Here is a 20,703-nt window from a genome sequence, read left to right as displayed (position 1 = left end):
TAGCGGCCCTCAAGGGTATAATTTGACCGGCTTTAAGAGCTGTTAACATGGGGTCTTCGGATCCCGATTTTTTACAGTTCTGTAATGTTCAGGGGTAGGTTGGTGAAGCAGAAAATAGCCTTGGAAGGTTTTACGCTAGCCTGGGTTATGCTCGTTTGTCAGCTCATCCTGATCCTGGCGATGAGTGCTGTCTGGTTTTATCAGATTAGTGCCAGCGCCGGTTATTCCGCCCTTTACGGAGGGGGGATGTACTGGGTTCCTCAAGCCTTGTTTACTGTCTGGGTGCTGCGCCGCAAGGTGACAACCGAGAGTGTGGGCCTGGTTTTGCGGGACTTTTATGGTGGGGCTGGGATTAAGCTCGTTTCGACAGCAGGTCTGTTTGCTCTGTTGTTTGGTGCGAAAGTCGAGGTCGTTACCGTCTCGTTTTTCGCCACTTATATCCTCGCCCTCGTTGTACAGTGGATAGTCTCATTCACGCTTAACAACCACTATTAGGAAAACTCATGTCTGCAACCGGAGAAGTCCTGACTCCTCAGGGATATATCTCCCACCACCTGACCCACCTTCAAGTCGGGTCCGGGTTCTGGACGGTGAATATCGACTCAATGGTATTCTCCGTCGTGCTAGGCGCCCTGTTTATCCTGCTGTTCCGCAAAGTAGCCGTTAACGCTACCAGCGGGGTGCCGGGTAAGCTGCAGTGCTTTGTGGAGATGCTGGTCGAGTTTGTGAATGGTAACGTCAAAGACATCTTTCATGGTCGCAACAAGGTCATCGCACCTTTGGGGTTGACTGTGTTTGTCTGGATCTTCCTGATGAACCTGATGGATCTGATCCCCGTTGACTTTATCCCTCACGCTGCACAATTGATGGGTATTCCCTATCTGCGTGTGGTTCCCTCTGCTGACGTTAACATCACCATGTCCATGGCTTTGGGCGTGTTCTTCTTGATCCTGTATTACAGCATCAAGGTCAAGGGTATCGGCGGGTTTGTGAAGGAGCTGACGCTTCAGCCTTTCAACCACCCGGCGGCCATCCCGGTTAACCTCATCCTGGAAACTGTTACGCTGGTATCCAAACCGGTCTCTCTGGGTCTTCGACTGTTCGGCAACATGTATGCTGGCGAACTGATCTTTATCCTGATTGCGGGTTTGCTACCCTGGTGGTCACAGTGGATCCTGTCCGTGCCTTGGGCAATTTTCCACATCTTGATCATCACTTTGCAGGCATTCATCTTCATGGTTCTGACCATCGTCTATCTGTCGATGGCACAGGAAGATCATGGTTGATGCGACTCAAATAATCCTTTTTATACAATCAATTACATCTAAATAAATGGAGATCCTCATGGAAAACTTGAACATGGACCTGCTGTACATCGCTGCTGCAATGATGATGGGTCTGGCTGCTATCGGCGCTTCCATCGGTATCGGTATTCTGGGTGGCAAGTTCCTGGAAGGTGCTGCTCGTCAACCTGATCTGATCCCTGTTCTGCGTACCCAGTTCTTCATCGTAATGGGTCTGGTGGATGCGATCCCGATGATCGCCGTTGGTCTGGGTCTGTATGTGATGTTTGCGGTTGCTGGCTAAGTCGTTACGACATATCCAGGCATAACCCATTAACTAACTAAAGAGGACATCGGCTGTGAATATCAACGCCACCCTCCTCGGCCAAGCAATTGCTTTTTTCTTCTTCGTTGTGTTTTGCATGAAGTATGTATGGCCGCCGCTGATGGCTGCCATCGAAGCCCGTCAGAAAGCTATTGCTGACGGTCTCTCTTCTGCCGAACGAGCCAAGAAAGATCTGGATTTGGCCAAGGCCAACGCCGTCGATCAGCTGAAAGAAGCCAAGCTGCAGGCTGCTGAAATCATTGAACAGGCCAACAAACGCAAGGCCCAGATCATTGATGAGGCAACTGTCGGTGCTCAGGCTGAGCGGGAAAAAATCCTGGCTCAAGGCCGTGCCGAGATTGAAGCTGAACGTCATCGTGCCAAAGAGGAACTGCGCAAGCAGGTTGCTGCTCTTGCCATTGCGGGTGCAGAGAAGATCCTGGCGCGCCAAATCGACCAGGCTGCCAACAGCGACATCGTCGACAAACTGGTAGCTGAACTGTAACGGGAACGGGGCTATGTCTGAACTGACTACAATCGCTCGCCCCTACGCCAAGGCTGCTTTCGAGTTTGCCGTTGAGCACAAGGCGGTTGATCAGTGGCTGGGGATGCTCAGCTTCGCTGCGGAAGTAGTGAAGAACGAGACCATCCACTCCCTGGTTAACGGCTCTGTGGCTGCCGACGAGCTGGCAAAACTGTTTGTCAGCATCTGCGGGGAGCAACTCGACGAGCATGGCCAGAACCTGATCCGGGTAATGGCAGAGAATGGTCGCTTGGGTGTGCTGCCGGCGGTCGTTGCCGAATTTGTGGTGTTCAAGTCTGAACTGGACAAAGAAGTTCAGGCTGACGTGATTTCGGCGATTGCACTGACCGACCAGCAGAAAGCCAATATTCAGGCTTCTCTGGAACAACGTCTCGCGCGCAAAGTGAAGCTGAATTGCAGCATCGACGCGTCCTTGATGGCCGGGGTGCTCATCAAGGCCGGTGATCTGGTTATCGACGGAACTGTCCGCGGCAAGCTGGATCGCATGGCTGACGCGCTGCAATCTTGATTGGGGTATTAGAGCATGCAACTGAATTCCACTGAAATCGCCGAGCTGATCAAGCAGCGCATTGCGCAGTTTGATGTAAAGAGCGAAGCGCGTAACGAAGGTACCATCGTCTCCGTGAGTGACGGTATCATTCGTATCCACGGCCTGGCCGATGCCATGCAGGGTGAGATGATCGAGCTGCCGGGCAACCGCTACGCTCTGGCATTGAACCTGGAGCGTGACTCCGTTGGTGCCGTAGTGATGGGTCCCTATGCCGATCTGGCCGAAGGGATGAAAGTAAAAGGTACTGGCCGCATTCTGGAAGTGCCGGTCGGTCGTGGTCTGCTGGGCCGGGTGGTCAACACCCTGGGTCAGCCTATCGACGGTAAAGGTCCGGTCGAGCACGATGGCTTCTCTCCGGTAGAAGTGATTGCCCCGGGCGTTATCGAGCGTAAGTCTGTTGACCAGCCTGTCCAGACCGGTCTGAAAGCCATCGACTCCATGATCCCTATCGGTCGTGGCCAGCGTGAGCTGATCATCGGTGACCGCCAGGTAGGTAAAACTGCCATTGCGATCGACACCATCATCAACCAGAAAGACTCCGGTATTAAGTGTGTCTACGTTGCGATTGGCCAGAAGGCCTCCACCATCGCCAACGTGGTGCGCAAGCTGGAAGAGCACGGCGCCCTGGCCAACACCATAGTAGTGGTTGCCTCTGCTTCCGAAGCGGCTGCCCTGCAATACCTGGCTCCGTATTCAGGTTGCTCCATGGGTGAGTACTTCCGTGACCGCGGTGAAGATGCCCTGATCATTTATGATGACCTGTCCAAGCAGGCCGTTGCATATCGTCAGATTTCCCTGCTGCTGCGCCGTCCGCCAGGACGTGAAGCATTCCCGGGCGACGTATTCTATCTGCACTCCCGTCTGCTGGAGCGTGCAGCTCGCGTCAACGACGAGTACGTAGAGAAGTTCACCAAGGGTGAAGTGAAGGGCAAAACCGGTTCTCTGACCGCGCTGCCGATCATCGAAACCCAGGCGGGCGACGTATCCGCGTTCGTTCCGACCAACGTGATCTCCATCACCGATGGTCAGATCTTCCTGACTTCCCAGTCTTTCAACGCCGGTATTCGTCCTGCGGTTGATCCGGGTATCTCCGTATCCCGTGTGGGTGGTGCCGCCCAGACCAAGATCGTCAAGAAGCTGTCCGGTGGTATCCGTACCGCGCTGGCCCAGTATCGCGAACTTGCTGCCTTTGCCCAGTTCTCTTCCGACCTGGACGATGCAACTCGCAAGCAGCTGGACCACGGTCAGAAAGTGACCGAGCTGATGAAACAGAAGCAGTACTCTCCGATGAGCGTGGCTCACCAGTCTCTGGTGCTGTTCGCCGCGGAAAAAGGCTATCTCTCTGATGTCGAGTTGAGCAAGATCCTCGACTTCGAAGCCGCTCTGCTCTCTTTCGCCGATACCCAGCATGCTGAGCTGATGGCTGAAATCAATGCCAAGGCTGACTACAACGACGCGATCGTTGGCAAGCTGACTGCGTTGCTGGATGACTTCAAGGCAACCCAGACCTGGTAAGCGAGTGTGGCAGCGCAAGCTGCCACCTGATGGAGAGAAGAGATGGCCGGCGCAAAAGAGATACGTAACAAGATCGGGAGTGTTAAAAACACTCAAAAGATCACCAGCGCTATGGAAATGGTGGCAGCAAGCAAGATGCGCCGTGCGCAGGATCGCATGTCTGCCAGCCGTCCGTACGCTGAAACCATGCGCAAGGTGATCGGCCATATCGCTCAGGGGAACCTGGAATACAAACACCCCTACCTCATCGAACGTGAGGTCAAGCGAGTGGGTTACATCGTCGTCTCCACCGACCGTGGCCTGTGTGGTGGTCTGAACATCAACCTGTTCAAGGCTGCCCTCAATGATATGAAGCAATGGAGCGCGAAAGGTGCCAAGGTTGACCTGGCTCTGATCGGCAACAAAGCCTCCAACTTCTTTGAACGGCACGGCGCCAAGGTGAAAGCTCACGTCGCAGGACTGGGCGATAACCCGAGCGTCAATGACCTGATTGGTTCAGTCAAGGTCATGCTGAAGGCTTACGACAACGGTGAGATTGACAAGCTGTATCTGGTGTACAACAAGTTCGTCAACACCATGGTGCAGCAACCACGGGTCGATCAACTGCTGCCTTTGCCCGTAACTGAAGACAGCAAGCTGGCCAAGAAACACCACTGGGATTACCTCTATGAGCCGGATCCCAAGAAGCTGCTGGATACCCTGCTGGTTCGCTATGTCGAATCTCAGGTCTACCAGGGTGTAGTGGAAAACTTGGCCAGTGAACAGGCAGCCCGAATGGTTGCCATGCAAGCCGCGACTGACAACGCCGGTAACCTGATTAACGATCTGCAACTGGTATACAACAAGGCCCGTCAGGCCAGTATTACCCAGGAGCTGACAGAGATCGTATCCGGTGCTGCTGCGGTGTAAGGCAAGGGTTATCAAAGGTTTAGAGGATTTGACATGAGTAACGGTTTCATCGTCCAAATCATCGGCGCTGTAGTGGACATCGAGTTCCCGCAGAATGCCGTGCCCCAGGTGTACGATGCACTGAAGGTCGTTAGCGAAGGTCAAGGCCAGGGTCTGGTGCTGGAAGTTCAGCAACAGATCGGTGGCGGCGTCGTTCGTTGCATCACCATGGGTTCCTCCGACGGTCTGCGTCGTGGGTTGGAAGTAATGAATAGCGGTAAATCCATCCAGGTTCCGGTCGGTACTGCGACACTGGGTCGGATCATGAACGTACTGGGCGAGCCAATCGACGAGAAAGGCCCGATCGGTGAAGAAGAGAGCTGGTCAATCCACCGTGAAGCCCCCAGCTACGAAGATCAGTCCAACAGCACCGAGCTGCTGGAGACCGGCATCAAGGTTATCGACCTGGTATGTCCGTTCGCCAAGGGTGGTAAGGTTGGTCTGTTCGGTGGTGCCGGTGTAGGCAAAACCGTAAACATGATGGAGCTGATCCGTAACATCGCGATCGAACACAGTGGTTACTCTGTATTCGCCGGTGTAGGTGAGCGTACCCGTGAGGGTAACGACTTCTACCACGAGATGATGGAGTCCAACGTACTGGACAAAGTATCTCTGGTTTACGGTCAGATGAACGAGCCGCCCGGAAACCGTCTGCGCGTTGCGCTGACCGGCCTGACCATGGCCGAGAAGTTCCGTGACGAAGGTCGTGACGTGCTGTTCTTCGTGGACAACATCTACCGTTACACCCTGGCCGGTACTGAAGTATCCGCACTGCTGGGCCGTATGCCTTCCGCAGTAGGTTACCAGCCGACCCTGGCCGAGGAGATGGGGGTTCTGCAAGAACGTATCACCTCCACCAAGACCGGTTCCATCACCTCCGTACAGGCCGTTTACGTGCCTGCGGATGACTTGACTGACCCGTCTCCGGCGACCACCTTCGCCCACCTGGATGCGACCGTCGTACTGTCCCGTCAAATCGCGGCACTGGGTATCTACCCGGCCGTTGACCCGCTGGACTCTACCTCTCGTCAGCTGGATCCGCTGGTGGTTGGCAAAGAGCACTACGAGACCGCTCGTGGCGTTCAGACCGTACTGCAGCGCTACAAAGAGCTGAAGGACATCATCGCCATCCTGGGTATGGATGAACTGTCAGAAGAAGACAAACTGACCGTAGCCCGTGCCCGTAAGATCGAGCGTTTCCTGTCCCAGCCGTTCTTCGTAGCAGAAGTGTTTACCGGTTCTCCGGGTAAATACGTGCCGCTGAAAGAGACCATCCGTGGTTTCCAGGGCATCCTGAAAGGCGAGTATGACGATCTGCCCGAGCAGGCGTTCTACATGGTTGGCGGTATCGACGAAGTCGTCGAGAAATCCAAGAAACTGTAAGCCTCGACAGGAGGGCCCATGGCAGAGATGATCTCCTTTCACCTGGACGTGGTGAGCGCCGAAGGAAAACTGTTTTCCGGTCGCGTGCAATCCGCTCAGGTATCAGGCTCCGAAGGTGAGTTGGGTCTCCGCCACGGTCATGCTCCGTTGCTGACTGCCATCAAGCCGGGCCTGGTCCGCTTGGTGAAGCAGAACGGAACTGAAGAGGTGCTGTACATCTCCGGCGGTATGCTGGAAGTACAACCTGAATCCGTGACCGTGCTGGCGGACACCGCGATTCGTGCTGACGACTTGGATGAGGCGAAAGCCCAGGAAGCCAAGCGCGCAGCCGAAGAGCGGATCCACAGCTCCCATGGTGATATCGACTACGCCCAGGCCGCCACCGAGCTGGCCAAGGCGATGGCTCAACTGCGAGTCATCGATATCGTCAAAAAGAATTACCGCTAATAACGGTGATGTAAAAAGCGACCTTCGGGTCGCTTTTTTTTTACCCGTTGGATAGACTCCGCCGAGTATTTCTCATGTTCCAAAGGCCAATTTATGTCCCTCAACGTCGTGATCCTGGCTGCGGGTAAAGGTACCCGTATGCGTTCCATTCTGCCCAAGGTACTGCACCCGGTAGCCAACAAACCCATGGTTTCCCATGTGATCGATACCGCTCGTCAGGTCGGTGCCGAGCAGCTGCATCTGGTCTATGGCCACGGTGCCGAGCTGCTGAAAGAGCGGATCGTGGCGGCCGATGTGAACTGGGTGCTGCAAGCTCAGCAGCTGGGAACCGGTCATGCCGTCGCCCAGGCCATCCCGTTCTGGAAGGATGAAGACGATGTGCTGGTGCTCTACGGCGATACCCCGCTGATCCAGCCCGAGACCCTGCAGCGCTTGCTCGCCGCCAAGGCTGAAAACGGGATGGCACTGCTGACCGTGGTGCTGGACAACCCCACCGGCTATGGCCGCATCGTCCGTGAAAATGGTCAGGTAGTCGGTATCGTCGAGCAGAAGGATGCCAATGCCGAACAGCTGGCCATTCGTGAGGTGAATACCGGCGTGCTGGTGGCCAATGGGGGCCAGTTGCGTCAATGGTTGTCTCGTCTCGACAACAAAAACGCCCAGGGCGAGTTCTATCTGACCGATGTGATCGCCATGGCTCACAGCGATAATTGCCCGATTGCCGCCGTTCATCCGGAGCGTGCCGCCGAGGTGGAAGGGGCCAACAATCGGGTGCAATTGGCTCAGCTTGAGCGCAGCTATCAGCAGATGCAGGCCGAGAAACTGATGATTGCAGGTGCAACCATGATCGACCCCGCACGCTTTGATTTGCGTGGGGTTTTGGAAATTGGTGAAGAGGTTGTTATTGATGCAAACGTCATCATAGAGGGCAAGGTGACTCTCGGCAATCACGTTCGTATCGGAGCCGGTTGCGTACTGAAAGATTGTGTCATTGGCGATCACACCGAGGTGAAACCCTACTCGGTTATCGAGGGTGCACAGGTGGCAGATCAGTGCTCAGTGGGTCCGTTTACCCGCTTGCGTCCGGGGGCGGTTCTGGAGCAGGATGCGCACGTTGGCAACTTCGTCGAGATGAAGAAGGCCCGTCTGGGGGTTGGTTCCAAGTGCGGTCATCTGACCTATCTGGGTGATGCCGAGATCGGAGCCGGGGTGAATATCGGTGCCGGTACCATCACCTGCAACTACGACGGGGTCAACAAATTCCAGACCATCATCGAGGACGATGTGTTCGTCGGTTCTGATACCCAACTGGTAGCGCCTGTTCGCATCGGCAAGGGGGCCACCCTGGGTGCCGGCTCTACTATTACCAAGGACGTGGGTGAAAATGAACTCGTGATTACCCGGGTACCCCAGCGTCACATCAAGAACTGGGCTCGTCCGGTCAAGAAAACTGATAAGTGATATCAGTATGAAGGCGACCCATGAACAAGCGAATCATCAAGCTCGCAGACGCGAGCCACAGTCTGTTTTCCCGCTTTGTCGATCTGGTGGGAATTTCAGTCTCAATGGTGCTGCTCGCACGGCACTTTGGCTTGTTTCATGGGTTGGACGAGATGTCCCTGGTCACGCTGGGCATGGTGGTCTTCTTTCTGGTCTCCCAGAATACCGGGCTCTATTGCAGCCGGGTTCGTAAACATCTGGCGCAGTCTCTGCTGCGCCTCATCTTCTCCTGGTTGGTAACTGCTACCCTGCTCTACCTGCTGGTCTATCTGGTTCCCATCTTTAAACCCTACCACCCCTTCCCGCTGGAGCTGGCGGTGCTCTGGCTTGCCATGGCCTGCCTCATTTCCACCGGCTATCGGGTGTTGTACCGACTGGTGACCCTCTGGTTCAGCGATGCCTCCTGCTGTCGGCGTGTGGCCATCATTGGCGTGACTCCGGCCGGACTGGCGCTGGAAAAATCCCTGTGGGAGAGCCCGCGTCACGATATTCAGATGCTCGGATTTTTCGATGCCCGTAGCGAAGAGCGCTTCGGTTACCCGACTCGCAGTCCTCTGTTGGGTGATGTCGATGAGCTGCTTGAGCTGGCACGCAAAGGGCTGGTCGACGAAATCTATCTGGCGCTGCCCCTGACCGCCCGGGAGCGTATCAATCACTACCTCTACGAACTCTCCGACACCACGGTCAATACCTATCTGGTTCCCGATTTCTACGAGTACGGCCTGACCGTGTCCCACATCGATCGGGTAGGCGATATCTATACCTTCAGCTTTTTCGATTCCCCGTTTGAAGGGGGGGCCGCCCTGCTCAAACGCATTGAAGATCTGGTGCTGGGTTCACTCATTCTGCTGCTCATCTCCCCGATCATGGTGCTGGTGGCACTCGGAGTGCGTCTCTCTTCCCCTGGACCCGTACTCTTCAAACAGGATCGCTACGGCTTGGGGGGGAAACGGATCCAGGTCTGGAAATTCCGCTCCATGCGCGTCATGGAGAATGATGCCGTGGTGACTCAGGCAACTAAAGGCGATCCTAGAGTGACGCCATTCGGTGCGTTTTTGCGTCGCACCTCGCTGGATGAGTTGCCGCAGTTTTTTAATGTGATTCAGGGCTCCATGTCGATCGTGGGGCCACGTCCTCATGCCGTGGCGCACAACGAGCAGTACCGCTCACTGGTGGAGCGGTACATGCTGCGCCACAAGGTCAAACCGGGGATTACCGGGCTGGCCCAGATAAATGGATTTCGTGGTGAAACCGACACCCTCGACAAGATGGAGATGCGGGTCAAGTTCGATCTCAAGTACATCCAGTACTGGTCGCTCGGACTGGATTTCAAAGTCATTTTCCTGACTGTATTCAAGGGGTTTGTCGGTGCATCTGCTTACTAGCCTCGTTTGCGCCGGACTGCTGCTCTCCCCCTCTCTTTCAGTCCGCGCCGAGGTCACCCCCGTATCCCATCAGGGGCCGCTTGGTCTGGAGATCCAGACCGAGGTGGAGAGCCGTTACGGCCACGACAGCAACCTGTTGTGGCAGCGTGACAGTGGTCAGGCGATTGGCTCCGATTTCGTCGGGATCACCCCGGAATTTCGCATGGTGGGCGAACGCGGCCTGGATCGCTATCAGTTCAGCTATCTGGGTGATTATCGTCGCTATGGCAGCAGCCATGGGGATGGCTATGCCGATCACCAGTTTCAGTTTGACGGCAGCTGGCGCTTCTCCCTGCGCAACGCCTTCCAGCTGATGTACCAGTATCGGCTGGGCCATGAGGCGCGTGGCGAGGGGCTGACCGAAGGCTTTATGTTGCAGGGGGATGAGAAGGCTGGCGGTGATGCCACTTTCGGCTGGTTCAACATTGCCGAGCCGTTGCGCTTCAAACGCAGCGAAGTGGGTGGCCGTTACAGTTACGGCGCTCCCGATGCCAGAGGCAAGCTGGAGCTGGCGCTCTCCCACAAGGATCTGGGCTATCTCGACAAGCACCTCTACCAGCATGACTTTGAACGCTATGTGGCCGAGCAGGAGTGGCAGGAGAACACCGCCATTGTCGAGCTGTTCGATCAGGTGAGCCATGTCAGCCGTTTTCGTTACACCCTGCAGACCAATCTGCGACGCTATCCGGCCAATCCGCGCAAGGATTCCGACGAATTTTTCCTCATCACCGGGGTGATGAGCCAGCTGACCGGCAAGACCCGGATCGATGCCAATATCGGCGGGATCTACAAGCGTTTCGTCAACGATCCGCAGGCAGAGAGTTTCAAAGGGCTGAACTGGGATCTACGTCTGGAGTGGCAACCGCTCGATTACAGCAAGCTCGCGCTGCTCTCCAGCCGGACCATTCGTGATCCGGGTGGTGACGGCGGCTATGTCAGCAGCCAGCTATATGGCGCCGAGTGGCAGCACCACTGGTCACCCGGAGTGGCGACCACGCTCTCTTATCACGATATCCGGGATGATTATCACCAGTCGGTGGTCTGTGGTAACGACAACCGCCACCGTCAGGACGACATCCATCGCTGGGGCATGGGCATCAGCTACGACATTCGTCCCTCCGTCAATCTGGGGCTCCACTACCTGCAGGCCGACTCCGGCTCCAGCTTTGCCGGGCAGCCCATCGACATCGGCGGCAATTGCTATGGCCGTGCCCTCGGTTACGACAAACAACAGCTTTCTCTTTCACTCAAGGTAGCCATTTAACATGAACAAAAGCGTGATGGTGCTTCTGCTTGGCTGGTTGTTCAGCCTGTCGGTCTGGGCTGGCCAGAGCCCGCAAGGCAACGATTCCGCCTACCGGCTGGCGCCGGGGGACGAGGTCGAAATCCGGGTGTATGGCGAGCCGGATCTGTCGATGAAGTTCAAGGTCGATACCAGTGGCCACGTCAATTACCCCTATCTGGGTCAGGTGTTGCTGATGGGCCATACCACCGCTGAGGTGGCCGAGCTGCTGACCAGAGGGCTCAAGCACGGCGTGCTGCTCGATCCCATGGTGACGGTCAACGTGACCACTTTCCGCCAGGTGTTTGTTGCTGGCGAGGTGGCTCACCCGGGGGGCTACGAATACCAGCCCGGCCTGACGGTGGAGAAGGCCGTCGCGCTGGCGGGTGGTTTCACCGATCGCGCCGCCAGACGGGATATCAGCCTGCGCCTCAATGGCTGCGATCAGTTGCTGGAAGAGGTGAGCCTGCAACGGCAGCTCAATCCCGGCGACATCATCATCATCGAACAAAGTTTCTTCTAATCCAGGACGCTCTTCATGACTTCATTGTTGGTTGAAAATGGCCGTGCGCTAGAGAGTCGCCTCGATTTCAGCGGCCCCTGGCGGGTGCTCAAGGCAAACTGGTGGAAGGTGGTATTGTTTGCCGCCGTGGTGACCTTGGCGGCAGCCCCCTTTATCCTCAGCATGCCGCCCTATTATCAATCCAGTGCGACCCTGCTGCTGAAGGCAGATGCCAACAGCGCTTCCCCTATCGAGCCCGTCTACCGGGTCGATACCAGCCGCCGCGAGTACTACAACACCCAGTTCGAGCTGCTCAAGTCACGCCGGGTAGCCGAGAAGGTGGTTACTCATCTGGGTTTGGCCGAGTTGCCGGAATTCAACGGACAGCCCAATCCCGACAGCTGGCTGAGCCGCATCAAGGGGCTCTGGAGTGCCGCACATCAGGAGGATGCCTCCTCACGCCACCAGCATGCGCTGGAGTATCTGGCCAGACACCTGACCGTCTCGCCGGTGCGCGATACCCAGCTGGTCAGCATAGGGTTCGAATCCCGCTCTCCCGAGCTGGCCGCCAGCGTCGCCAATGAGGTGGCCCAGACTTACATCGATCTCAATGTGGAGGAGCGGGTCGATGCCAACACCACGGCATCGCACTGGAACCAGAGCCGGCTGGTGGAGATAAAGGCCAGTCTGGAGAAGCAGGAGAAGCAGCTCGGCGATTTTCTTGCCCGCAATGATCTGCTGACGTTTCGCGGCGTAGATGGTCTGCAAACCGAAGAGCTCGGTATCATCACCAACAAGTACGCGGATGCCCGCGAGCGGCGGCTGGCGGCGCAGGCCGAATTCCAGTCCATTCAGGAGTACGGCCGCAATCCGGCGGCGCTGGCTTCCCTGCCCGAGGTCTCCAACCACCCCCAGATGCAGGATCTGCGCATCGCCCTCATCAAGGCCCAGCAGGAGCTCTCCGAGCTGGCCAAGCGTTATGGCCCCAAGCATGACCGTATTCTGCAGGCCGAGGCGCGCATCAAGGCGCTCAATACCCAATCAAACCAGCTGATGCGGGAGATTGCCGACGGTATCGAGGATCGCTATCAGAGCAGCCAGCGCAAGGAGCAGGAGTACCTCGCCCAGCTTGACGAGAAGAAGCGGGAGTTCTCCTCGCTGGCGGTCAAGAAGGATGAGTACAACAACCTGAAGAACAATATCGACAAGACCCGTCAGCTCTATAACGAGCTGTTTCGCCGTCAGGAAGAGACCCGCCTGAACGCTCAGCTGCACGAGTCGAATGCCATCCTCTACGACGCGGCATCGGTGCCCTTGCTGCCTGCCAAACCAAACAAGATGCTGTTTCTGCTGATGGTGGTGATCATGGCGGGCATGGTTGCCGTGCTGGTAGTCATCACTGCCGGAGCGCTGCGCAATACCCTGGATCGTCTGAGCCAGCTGGTCTCCCAGCTCGGTGGTCGGGTGCTTGGTGAAATCCCGCGGCTGGCGGCCCTGCAGGATCAGAGTGCCCTGCTGCGGGTGGGGGCGGTCAATCCCAGAGTAGGTGCCAGTGCCGATGACCTCTACGCCATTATGCGGCTGGAGTCGGGTCAGCTGCAGCGCATCATGATCACCTCGACCCGTGCTGGTGAGGGCAAGTCGACGCTGGCGGCTCTCTGTGCCGCCAGCTTTGCCCGCCATGAGCGAGTGCTGCTGGTGGATGGGGATCTGCGCCGGGGCTCCCTTGGTCGCCAGTTGCTGGGGCAGGCAGCCAGACCGGGGTTGGCCGAGCTGCTCGCAGGCGAAGCCGATTTGGCTGCCTGTCTGGTGCCAAAAGAGGGATTGACCCTGCTGCTGGCTGGCCAGCCGGTCTCCTCCCCGCTGGCACTGCTTGGCTCGCCACGCTGGAGCGAACTGCTGGCAACTCTGGCCGGGCAGTTTGACCGCATCATAGTGGACACCCCTGCGCTGGAAGTCGGCAAGGATGCCCTGCTGCTGGGGCAGCCGCTGGATGGTGCCATTCATGTGATCCAGTCCGGCCAGCTGCCGGCCAGTCGGGTGCTGAGCGTGCTGGCACAGCTGCGGGATGCCAGAGTGGCGGTGTTGGGGACAGTGCTGACCCAGGTCTCCGAGCGCGATCTGGAAGGAGCGGAGAACCTGAGATTCTGTGGTGCACCCACCCGGGGCGCGCTATGAAACTGCTGCGCAGCATCACCACCATAGGTGGTGCTTCCGTGCTATCCCAGCTGATCGGGGCGTTCTCGGTCTGGTCACTGTCGCACAAGTTCGACATGGTTGCGGTCGGGCTCTATGCCCTCAGCTACAGTCTGGTGCTGATCGGTGCCCAGCTTGCCACCTTTGCCTCGCAACTGCTGTTGCCCAAGCTGGAGGAGGCCGAGCTGCCCGGCAATCTGATCTTTTCCCTGTTGCAGGTCTGGCTGCTCCCCATCCCCTATGTGCTGGTGGTGGTCTGCTTTTTCTCGCTGCCGCTCTGGCCGCTCTACCTGCTGACCGTGACCCACGGGCTGATCCTCATCGCCGAGAATCTGGCCCTGCGGGCCGGCCACTACCAGCTGCTCGGTCTGCAACGTATCTCGGCCTCTGCCGTGGTGTTGCTCTGCCTGCTGCTGGCCCCTGACATGGCGTACTTCTATCAGTTATGGGCCTGTCTGTTGCTGGTGGTGATCGGTGGCTGGTTGTGGTCTGCCTTTGCCTGGCACAGTTCCATGCTGAGAGAGGCGGCCCCGCGCCGCCTGCTGCACTTCTTCTCCCGCCATAAAGCGCATCTGGCTGGGGTTGGCAGTGCCGAGGTGCTGGCGATGGTGACGGCCAATCTGCCGACCGTGCTGATCAACTTCTGGTTTTCCCCTCTGGTGGCGGGCTACTTTGCCGTGGTCAACCGCTTCTGTCTGGCGCCCGTGGTGATTGTCGGCAACGCCATCCGCCACTCCATCTTCTCGCGATGGTCGGAGGATTTCCGCCTGCGCCGTTTCAACGGGGAGGAGTTTCGCAAGGTGAAGCGGCTGCTGCTGGCGATGGGCAGTGCGGCCACCCTCGGGATCCTCATCTGCTATCCGCTAATGATGAAGTGGTTCTTCAATGCGGAGTGGATCGCCTCCATCGATACCTCCCGCTACATGTTGCCCTATGTGTTTACTGCGGTAGCCATCTGCCCGCTGACCGTAATCGAGCTGGTGTTTGGCTCGCCCGGCTACTTTTTGCGGATCCAGCTTGAGCAGCTGCTGGCCGTGGTGATCGCCTTCGTGCTGTTGCCCTGGTTGCATCAGGAGTACGAGCTCTGCGTGCTGGCCTTCTCTCTGCTGACTGCGGTGCGCTACGGCTTCGTCTTTTTGCGGGTCAACCGCCGGGCTGCCGAGTTGCAGGGGCGGATGGAGCTGGCCTCGTGAACAGTGCTCTCATCATGCAGGCCAATCTGCTGCTGTCGCTGGTGATCTGCGGCCTGGCCCAGTACGTCACCGGCATTACAGCCTTCCTCTGGCTGCCCTTCCTGCTGGCGATTGCCACCTTGATGTTGCTGCCGCTGCAGACGCGTTACAGCCCGCTGCGGCTCGACTATCAGGAGAAGGTGCTGCTGCTGCTCTACAGTGGCTTGCTGGTGCTGGCGCTGCTGGGCACCCTGCTTCAGCAGGGGGGCATGGTGACTATCATCGGTTTCAAGAACGAGCTGGCGCTCTCTCTGCTGCTCCCCTGCCTGTTACTGGGCTTCTGCCGCGAGTCACAGATTTACCGCATCATGAAGCTGGTGGAGTGGGTCTTCTACCTGCAGATCCCGGTGGTGCTGTTTCAGGTGCTGGTGGTGGTGCCGAAGCGGGTGGCAATGCGCGGCGAGTTTGAGAAGTGGGACTCGGTGGTCGGTACTTTCGGGGGGGATCCCATGGGGGGCGGCAATACCGGTGCACTCGGCTTCTTCTGCTTGCTGGTGATGCTGATCAAGCTCTCCGAGTTTCGCCACGGCCTCATTTCGCGTCGTTCGGTCGCTTTTCACATTCTTGCCGCCTTTGCCATTTGCGTGCTGGCCGAGGTGAAGTTCGTCATCCTGTTGTCCCCCTTGCTGCTGGCCTGGGTCTGGCTCTCGCCAAGCTATGTCAGGGGGATGAAGAGCTATGACCTCAAGCGTCTGTTGCTGATTGCGCTGGCGATGACTGCACTGGTGGCCGTGGCCGTTCTGGTGCTGGCTGCCTCCTACTCATCCGCGTTCGAGGGGGCCGGGCAACAGGGGGCCATTGAGCTGTTTATCGACTCCCTCGGCTATATCTTCGATCCCAACCACATCAACCCGGAAACCGGCGAGCTGGGGCGGGTGACGACGCTCTTTTTCTGGGCCAGCAACGGTGATCACCACGGTCTCAGCAATCTGCTGTTTGGTTATGGCCTCAACACCACCAACCATGGCAGCACCCTGCCCGGTTTTCTCAACCCCCTGTTCAACGTGCTGCTCGACTCCACCTCCCTCAGCGTGTTGCTGTGGGAGGTGGGGCTGATGGGCACCCTGATCTTCATCGCGCTGATCGTTCTGCTGCTCTGGTGCTGCCGTCCCCGCCCGTTGCTGGATCGCCAGCTGCTGAGCGCGGCAGATGTGCGTCTGCTCAGCTACCAACCCGCTTTCATCGCGTTCGGGATCGCCTGCCTGCTGAGCTTGCCTTACAGCCAGCTGCTGATGCTGATCCCGGTGCAGCAGTTCCTCTTCTATTTCGTGCTGGGTGCCGCCCTGGTGATCCGTTCTTCGGTTCGGCAGGCCACCAGCTCTTGTGAGGTGTCATGACTCCATCCCCCCTTATCTCCGTCATCATCAAGACCTACAACGAGGAGGCTGGGATTGCCGACACCATAGCCAGCATCAGGAGCGCTCTGGCTGACTACTCCCACCAGATTATCGTGGCGGACAGTCTCTCGACCGACCGTACCCAGTCGATCGCCTGCCAGCTGGGGGTGACTGTGGTGAGCCTGACCAACCCGGCCGATCGCTGTTGTGGTGTGGGGCCACAGCTTGGCTACCTCTTCAGCGAAGGGGAGTTCCTGCTGCTGCTTGATGGCGACATGAAGCTGGAGCCGGAGTTTGTGCCGGCCGCTATTGCGCACATGCACTCCCACCCCGAATGCGGTGGCGTGGCCGGGCGGGCCGAGATGGATGATGCCCACAGCTATGAGTTCAAGTCGCGCAAGCAGCGCATCAACCAGATCTACCCGCTGGGCGAGTCGCGCTGGCTGTGTGGTGGCGGCCTGTTTCGACGCCGCGCCATCGAGCAGATCGGCTATCTCACCAATCGCAACCTGCACGGTTACGAAGAGGCGGAGCTGGGCATCCGGCTGCGTCAGGCTGGCTATCGGCTGGAGCGGCTCGATGTCCCCTTCTTCTTTCACACCTCCCACACCATGGACTCCTTTGCCCTGATCCGTTACCGCTGGCGCATGGGGTATCTGTTTGCCAGCGGGGAGCTGGTGCGCTCGGCGTGGGGACAGCCCTATTTTCGCGAGGTGCTGTCGGTGATCCGCTCCGAGCTGCTGTTCGGGCTCTACCTGCTGACACTGCTGTTCTGCGTACTGCTTTTCGTAGCCGGGCTGCCGTTCTGGTTGCCGTTGCTGACGTTGGCACCGCTGGGTGGCTTCATCGCTCTCAAGTGGTTGAAGAACCGATCCCTGCAAGATGCCCTGCGCAGTGTCATGAACCTCTCCATCTATGCAGCCGGGCTGGTGCGCGGCCTGCTGTTGCCCCAGCGCTCCCCGCGCGAGGCGCCCGCCCATCGTCTGATCCAGGAGTCATTGCCGTGAAGGTGCTCTTTGCCAACAAGTTCTTTTTCATGAAGGGGGGGGCCGAGACAGTCCTCTTTCAGGAGCGGGAGATGGTGCGTCAGGCTGGTCATCAGGTGATCGACTTTGCCATGCAGCATCCGGATAACCTCCCCTCGCCCCAGAGTGGCTACTTTCCGGCCAACGTCGATTATCACCAGCGGCACGGGCTCTTCGATCGGCTGAAGATCGCCGCTCGCTTCATCCACAATCAGGGGGCCTGTGATCGGCTGGCGGAGCTTATCCGTGCAGAGCGGCCCGATATCGTTCACTTTCATAACATCTACCACCAGCTCACCCCGGCGATCATCCGGGTGGCCAAATCCCTGGGCTGCAAGACAGTGCTGACAGCCCACGACTACAAGGTGGCCTGTCCCAACTACAGCATGCTGGTCGATGGCGAGCCGTTCGAGCTGACCCGGATCGAGGGTTCTTGGCTCAAGCTGTTTCGCCATCAGTGGCAGGAGGGTTCGTGGGGCAAGAGCCTGCTGCTCTCTGCTGAGGCGGCCTGGCAACAGTGGCGCCGCAACTATGAGCAAGTCGATGCATTGGTGGCGCCGAGCGCCTTCATGGCCGGGATGCTTCGCACCCGGCTGCCCGCTTCCCGCATCGAGGTGATCCTCAATGGTATCGATGTCGAGTCGAGCCGTGAAAGCGGAGAGGATCGGGGGTACTTTCTGTTCCTCGGCCGCCTGATGGCCGAGAAAGGGGTCGAGACGCTTGCCCGTGCCCATCAGCGCATGACGCGGCCGGCGGGCCTCAAAATTGTGGGCGGTGGCCCGCTGCTGGCGCACATCGGGCAGCATTATCCCAATGCCGAACTGCTGGGGTTCAAGCAGGGGGAAGAGTTGCTCGATCTGCTGCGTCACGCCAAGGCCGTGGTGGTGCCGTCCGAGTGGTACGAGAACTGCTCCATGTCGGTGCTGGAGGCGATGGCCTATGGCAAACCGGTGATCGGGGCTCGAATTGGCGGGATTCCGGAGCAGATCCGCGACGGTCTCGATGGCCTGCTGTTCGAGGCGGGCAATGCCGACGAGCTGGCCCGCTGCATGGACAGGCTGGTGGCCGAGCCGGAGCAGACGGCGGCCATGGGGCGTTCGGCCCGTCAGCGGCTGATCGACAACTACTCCCTCGCCAGCCATCAGCAAGCTCTGCTGGCGCTCTACCAGTCGTTGCTTGAGGAGCAGAGATGAGTTTCTGGCACGAGTTAAAAGCCGAACTGGCGCTCAATCCGAGCAAGACGGCGCGCCTGTTCCTGCTCTGCTACCGGCTGGCACAGGGAGACCGCTTTATGAGGCTGCCCGGCTTGTTGCTGCTCAAGGGATTCAAGCTGCTGTGTGGCCTCGATATCTCGCCAAGAGCCCGGCTGGGTTGGGGTCTGCGCCTCTATCACCCGCAGAATATCGTCATCGGTGACGGCGTGCAGATGGGGCGTGACTGCACCCTGCGCCACAACTGCACCCTGGGTAACAAGCCAGATCGTGAGAGCGGCCAGCTCCTCTCGCCCACCGTGGGGGACGGGGTCGAGTTCGGCACCGGCGCCATCGTTATCGGGGCAATCGCCATTGGTGATCATGCCTGTGTCGGTGCCGGCGCCGTCGTCACTCGTTCCGTCCCGGCTCGCGCCGTTGTTGCGGGCAATCCCGCCAGAATCATTCGAGAAGATCATGAAGCAGATTAGTGTGACCGTGCTCGGTACCCGGGGGATCCCCCATGTACTGGGCGGTGTCGAAACCCATTGTCAGTCCCTCTATCCGGAGCTGCACCGCCAGTTCGACGTGGCGGCGACCGTGCTGGCTCGTGCCCCCTATGTGAATTACCGAAGCGGCGAGTTTGAAGGGGTGGCTCTCAAGGCGTTGCCCGCCCCCAAAAAGAAGTCGCTGGAGGCAATCCTTCACTCTCTGCTCGCGGCTTTTTACTGCCGCCGTCATGCCTGCGATCTGGTGCATGTCCATGCCATCGGCCCGGGTCTGGTGGTACCGCTGCTGAGGTTGCTTGGCAAGCGGGTGGTCTTTACCCATCACGGTCCCGACTATGACCGCCAGAAGTGGGGGGCGCTGGCCAAGTGGGTATTACGCCTTGGCGAGCGCTGGGCGGTACGCTATGCCAGCGAGGTGATCGTCATCTCTGAAGTGATCAACGAGGCGATCCGCCGCCAGTACGATCGCCAGGATGCCCACCTCATCTACAACGGGGTGAAACGGGTCGCGCTGCCTGCTGCGGACAAGAGGGCGCTGACGCTGGCCCGTTTCGGGCTGAGTGCAGGCAACTATCTGGTGGCGGTGGGCCGCTTCGTCGAGGAGAAGGGGCTGCACGACCTCATCGCAGCCTATCGCCAGCTCGATACCAAGCTGCCGCTGGTGCTGGTGGGGGATACGGATCACCCAACCCCCTACAGCGAGCACTTGCAGCGGATAGCGGATGAAACACCAGGGGTGATCCGTACCGGTTTCCTCAATGGCGAGGCGCTGATCAGCGTCTTTTCACAGGCGGCCCTGTTTGCCATGCCCTCTTATCACGAGGGGTTGCCGATAGCCCTGCTGGAGGCGCTCTCCTTCTCCCTGCCGGTGGTGGTGAGCGACATTCCCGCCAATCTGGCGGTGGCACTGCAACAGGAGTGTTATTTTCCGGTCGGCGATGTGAGTGCGTTGGCAGAGCGACTCAACGCCCAGTTGACTCGCGGCAAGGTCGATTACAGCGACTATCTGCAGCGGTATGACTGGCAGCGGATCGCCGGCCAGACCATGGCGGTCTACCGCAAGGCCATGGGCCAGCCGCAAGGAGAGAAGCAATGAACTCGCTACAGCAGAAGTCGCAGGGGGCGATCGACCGCTTCTACCGTGCTCTCTCCCCCGAGGTGGCCGAGAGCCTGAGTGAAACCCAGCGCGACGGTATCGAGCAGGCGCTGCGGCTGATGAGTGACGGCAAGTCGCACGCCATCAACGTCAACAGCGCCTTCGGCATCGGTCGCTGGCGCTGCTATCTGGTGGTGTTGATGGGACGGGATCGCCGTCATCGCGGGCGGGAAAGCGGCTTTCGCTTTCACCTCAAGGTGCTGTTGACCACCCTGCTATTGCTGCTGGCGATCTGCGGCATGGTGCTGCTGCTCTATCTGGTGAAGTCGGCCCTTGGCATCGACATTTTCAAGCACTTCTCGTTCGGGGTGTGGGATCTGTTCAAAAAGAGCGTGCTGATGTGATGAAAGAGGGC

At 58.5% G+C, this 20,703-nt stretch carries 21 protein-coding genes; all 21 read left to right on the top strand.

Translation table 11 applies throughout. The features are described from left to right. The first annotated feature begins 84 nt into the window (after positions 1-84). The 21 genes from G5332_RS13395 (at position 85) to G5332_RS13295 (ending at position 20,692) form a co-directional block, all read left to right on the top strand. Positions 85-495, top strand: coding sequence for an ATP synthase subunit I (locus G5332_RS13395; protein ID WP_216952492.1), 411 nt, complete (start codon positions 85-87; stop codon positions 493-495). Between the two features lie 8 nt (positions 496-503). Continuing rightward, positions 504-1,286 (top strand): F0F1 ATP synthase subunit A, encoded by a 783-nt coding sequence (gene atpB, locus G5332_RS13390; RefSeq protein ID WP_216952488.1) that lies wholly within the window; start codon positions 504-506, stop codon positions 1,284-1,286. Positions 1,287-1,344: 58 nt separating this feature from the next. Continuing rightward, the gene (gene atpE, locus G5332_RS13385; protein WP_005307205.1) at positions 1,345-1,587 is read left to right on the top strand and encodes a F0F1 ATP synthase subunit C; all 243 of its coding nucleotides are present in this window, start codon (positions 1,345-1,347) and stop codon (positions 1,585-1,587) included. A 55-nt stretch (positions 1,588-1,642) separates the two neighbouring features. Continuing rightward, the gene (gene atpF / locus G5332_RS13380) at positions 1,643-2,113 is read left to right on the top strand and encodes a F0F1 ATP synthase subunit B (RefSeq protein ID WP_204480536.1); all 471 of its coding nucleotides are present in this window, start codon (positions 1,643-1,645) and stop codon (positions 2,111-2,113) included. A gap of 13 nt (positions 2,114-2,126) precedes the next feature. Continuing rightward, positions 2,127-2,660 carry a F0F1 ATP synthase subunit delta gene (gene atpH / locus G5332_RS13375; RefSeq protein WP_204480539.1) on the top strand — a complete coding sequence of 178 codons (534 nt, stop codon included), beginning with the start codon at positions 2,127-2,129 and terminating at the stop codon, positions 2,658-2,660. A 15-nt stretch (positions 2,661-2,675) separates the two neighbouring features. Next, complete coding sequence (gene atpA, locus G5332_RS13370) at positions 2,676-4,217, top strand: F0F1 ATP synthase subunit alpha (protein ID WP_216952485.1); 1,542 nt, start codon at positions 2,676-2,678, stop codon at positions 4,215-4,217. Between the two features lie 42 nt (positions 4,218-4,259). Further along, positions 4,260-5,126, top strand: coding sequence for a F0F1 ATP synthase subunit gamma (gene atpG, locus G5332_RS13365; protein ID WP_041210471.1), 867 nt, complete (start codon positions 4,260-4,262; stop codon positions 5,124-5,126). 33 nt (positions 5,127-5,159) lie between these two features. Further along, positions 5,160-6,548, top strand: a complete 1,389-nt coding sequence (gene atpD, locus G5332_RS13360; protein ID WP_026455856.1) for a F0F1 ATP synthase subunit beta — start codon at positions 5,160-5,162, stop codon at positions 6,546-6,548. Positions 6,549-6,566: 18 nt separating this feature from the next. Next, positions 6,567-6,995, top strand: coding sequence for a F0F1 ATP synthase subunit epsilon (locus G5332_RS13355; RefSeq protein WP_005339345.1), 429 nt, complete (start codon positions 6,567-6,569; stop codon positions 6,993-6,995). A gap of 93 nt (positions 6,996-7,088) precedes the next feature. Beyond that, on the top strand, positions 7,089-8,456 hold the full coding sequence (glmU, locus tag G5332_RS13350; RefSeq protein WP_227341682.1) for a bifunctional UDP-N-acetylglucosamine diphosphorylase/glucosamine-1-phosphate N-acetyltransferase GlmU: 1,368 nt from the start codon (positions 7,089-7,091) through the stop codon (positions 8,454-8,456). A gap of 20 nt (positions 8,457-8,476) precedes the next feature. Next, positions 8,477-9,880 carry an undecaprenyl-phosphate glucose phosphotransferase gene (locus G5332_RS13345; protein WP_421172845.1) on the top strand — a complete coding sequence of 468 codons (1,404 nt, stop codon included), beginning with the start codon at positions 8,477-8,479 and terminating at the stop codon, positions 9,878-9,880. Continuing rightward, the gene (locus G5332_RS13340) at positions 9,864-11,183 is read left to right on the top strand and encodes an outer membrane beta-barrel protein (RefSeq protein WP_421172846.1); all 1,320 of its coding nucleotides are present in this window, start codon (positions 9,864-9,866) and stop codon (positions 11,181-11,183) included. Before G5332_RS13345 ends, G5332_RS13340 begins: the two co-directional genes overlap by 17 nt. Before the next feature lies 1 nt (position 11,184). Then, positions 11,185-11,724, top strand: coding sequence for a polysaccharide biosynthesis/export family protein (locus tag G5332_RS13335; RefSeq protein WP_266135142.1), 540 nt, complete (start codon positions 11,185-11,187; stop codon positions 11,722-11,724). Positions 11,725-11,739: 15 nt separating this feature from the next. Beyond that, positions 11,740-13,881: a GumC family protein gene (locus tag G5332_RS13330; protein WP_421172847.1), complete on the top strand. Its 2,142-nt coding sequence runs from the start codon at positions 11,740-11,742 to the stop codon at positions 13,879-13,881. After that, positions 13,878-15,092, top strand: a complete 1,215-nt coding sequence (locus G5332_RS13325; protein WP_421172848.1) for a lipopolysaccharide biosynthesis protein — start codon at positions 13,878-13,880, stop codon at positions 15,090-15,092. The genes G5332_RS13330 and G5332_RS13325 overlap by 4 nt, the downstream gene beginning before the upstream one ends. Continuing rightward, on the top strand, positions 15,089-16,468 hold the full coding sequence (locus tag G5332_RS13320; protein WP_421172849.1) for a capsular biosynthesis protein: 1,380 nt from the start codon (positions 15,089-15,091) through the stop codon (positions 16,466-16,468). The genes G5332_RS13325 and G5332_RS13320 overlap by 4 nt, the downstream gene beginning before the upstream one ends. After that, complete coding sequence (locus G5332_RS13315; protein ID WP_266135138.1) at positions 16,465-17,475, top strand: glycosyltransferase family 2 protein; 1,011 nt, start codon at positions 16,465-16,467, stop codon at positions 17,473-17,475. Before G5332_RS13320 ends, G5332_RS13315 begins: the two co-directional genes overlap by 4 nt. Next, the gene (locus G5332_RS13310) at positions 17,472-18,686 is read left to right on the top strand and encodes a glycosyltransferase family 4 protein (protein ID WP_421172850.1); all 1,215 of its coding nucleotides are present in this window, start codon (positions 17,472-17,474) and stop codon (positions 18,684-18,686) included. Before G5332_RS13315 ends, G5332_RS13310 begins: the two co-directional genes overlap by 4 nt. Further along, on the top strand, positions 18,683-19,174 hold the full coding sequence (locus G5332_RS13305) for a serine acetyltransferase (protein WP_266135136.1): 492 nt from the start codon (positions 18,683-18,685) through the stop codon (positions 19,172-19,174). Before G5332_RS13310 ends, G5332_RS13305 begins: the two co-directional genes overlap by 4 nt. Beyond that, entirely contained in the window at positions 19,161-20,288 is a 1,128-nt protein-coding gene (locus G5332_RS13300; RefSeq protein WP_421172851.1) for a glycosyltransferase family 4 protein, read from the top strand. Before G5332_RS13305 ends, G5332_RS13300 begins: the two co-directional genes overlap by 14 nt. Next, entirely contained in the window at positions 20,285-20,692 is a 408-nt protein-coding gene (locus G5332_RS13295) for a hypothetical protein (RefSeq protein WP_201963356.1), read from the top strand. Before G5332_RS13300 ends, G5332_RS13295 begins: the two co-directional genes overlap by 4 nt. Positions 20,693-20,703: the final 11 nt, after the last annotated feature.

The organism is Aeromonas sp. 603757 (genome assembly GCF_049171255.1).
GTDB lineage: Bacteria > Pseudomonadota > Gammaproteobacteria > Enterobacterales > Aeromonadaceae > Aeromonas > Aeromonas veronii_A.
The sequence above is the reverse complement of the archived record's forward strand: the minus strand, read 5'-3'. Positions and strand labels throughout refer to the sequence as shown.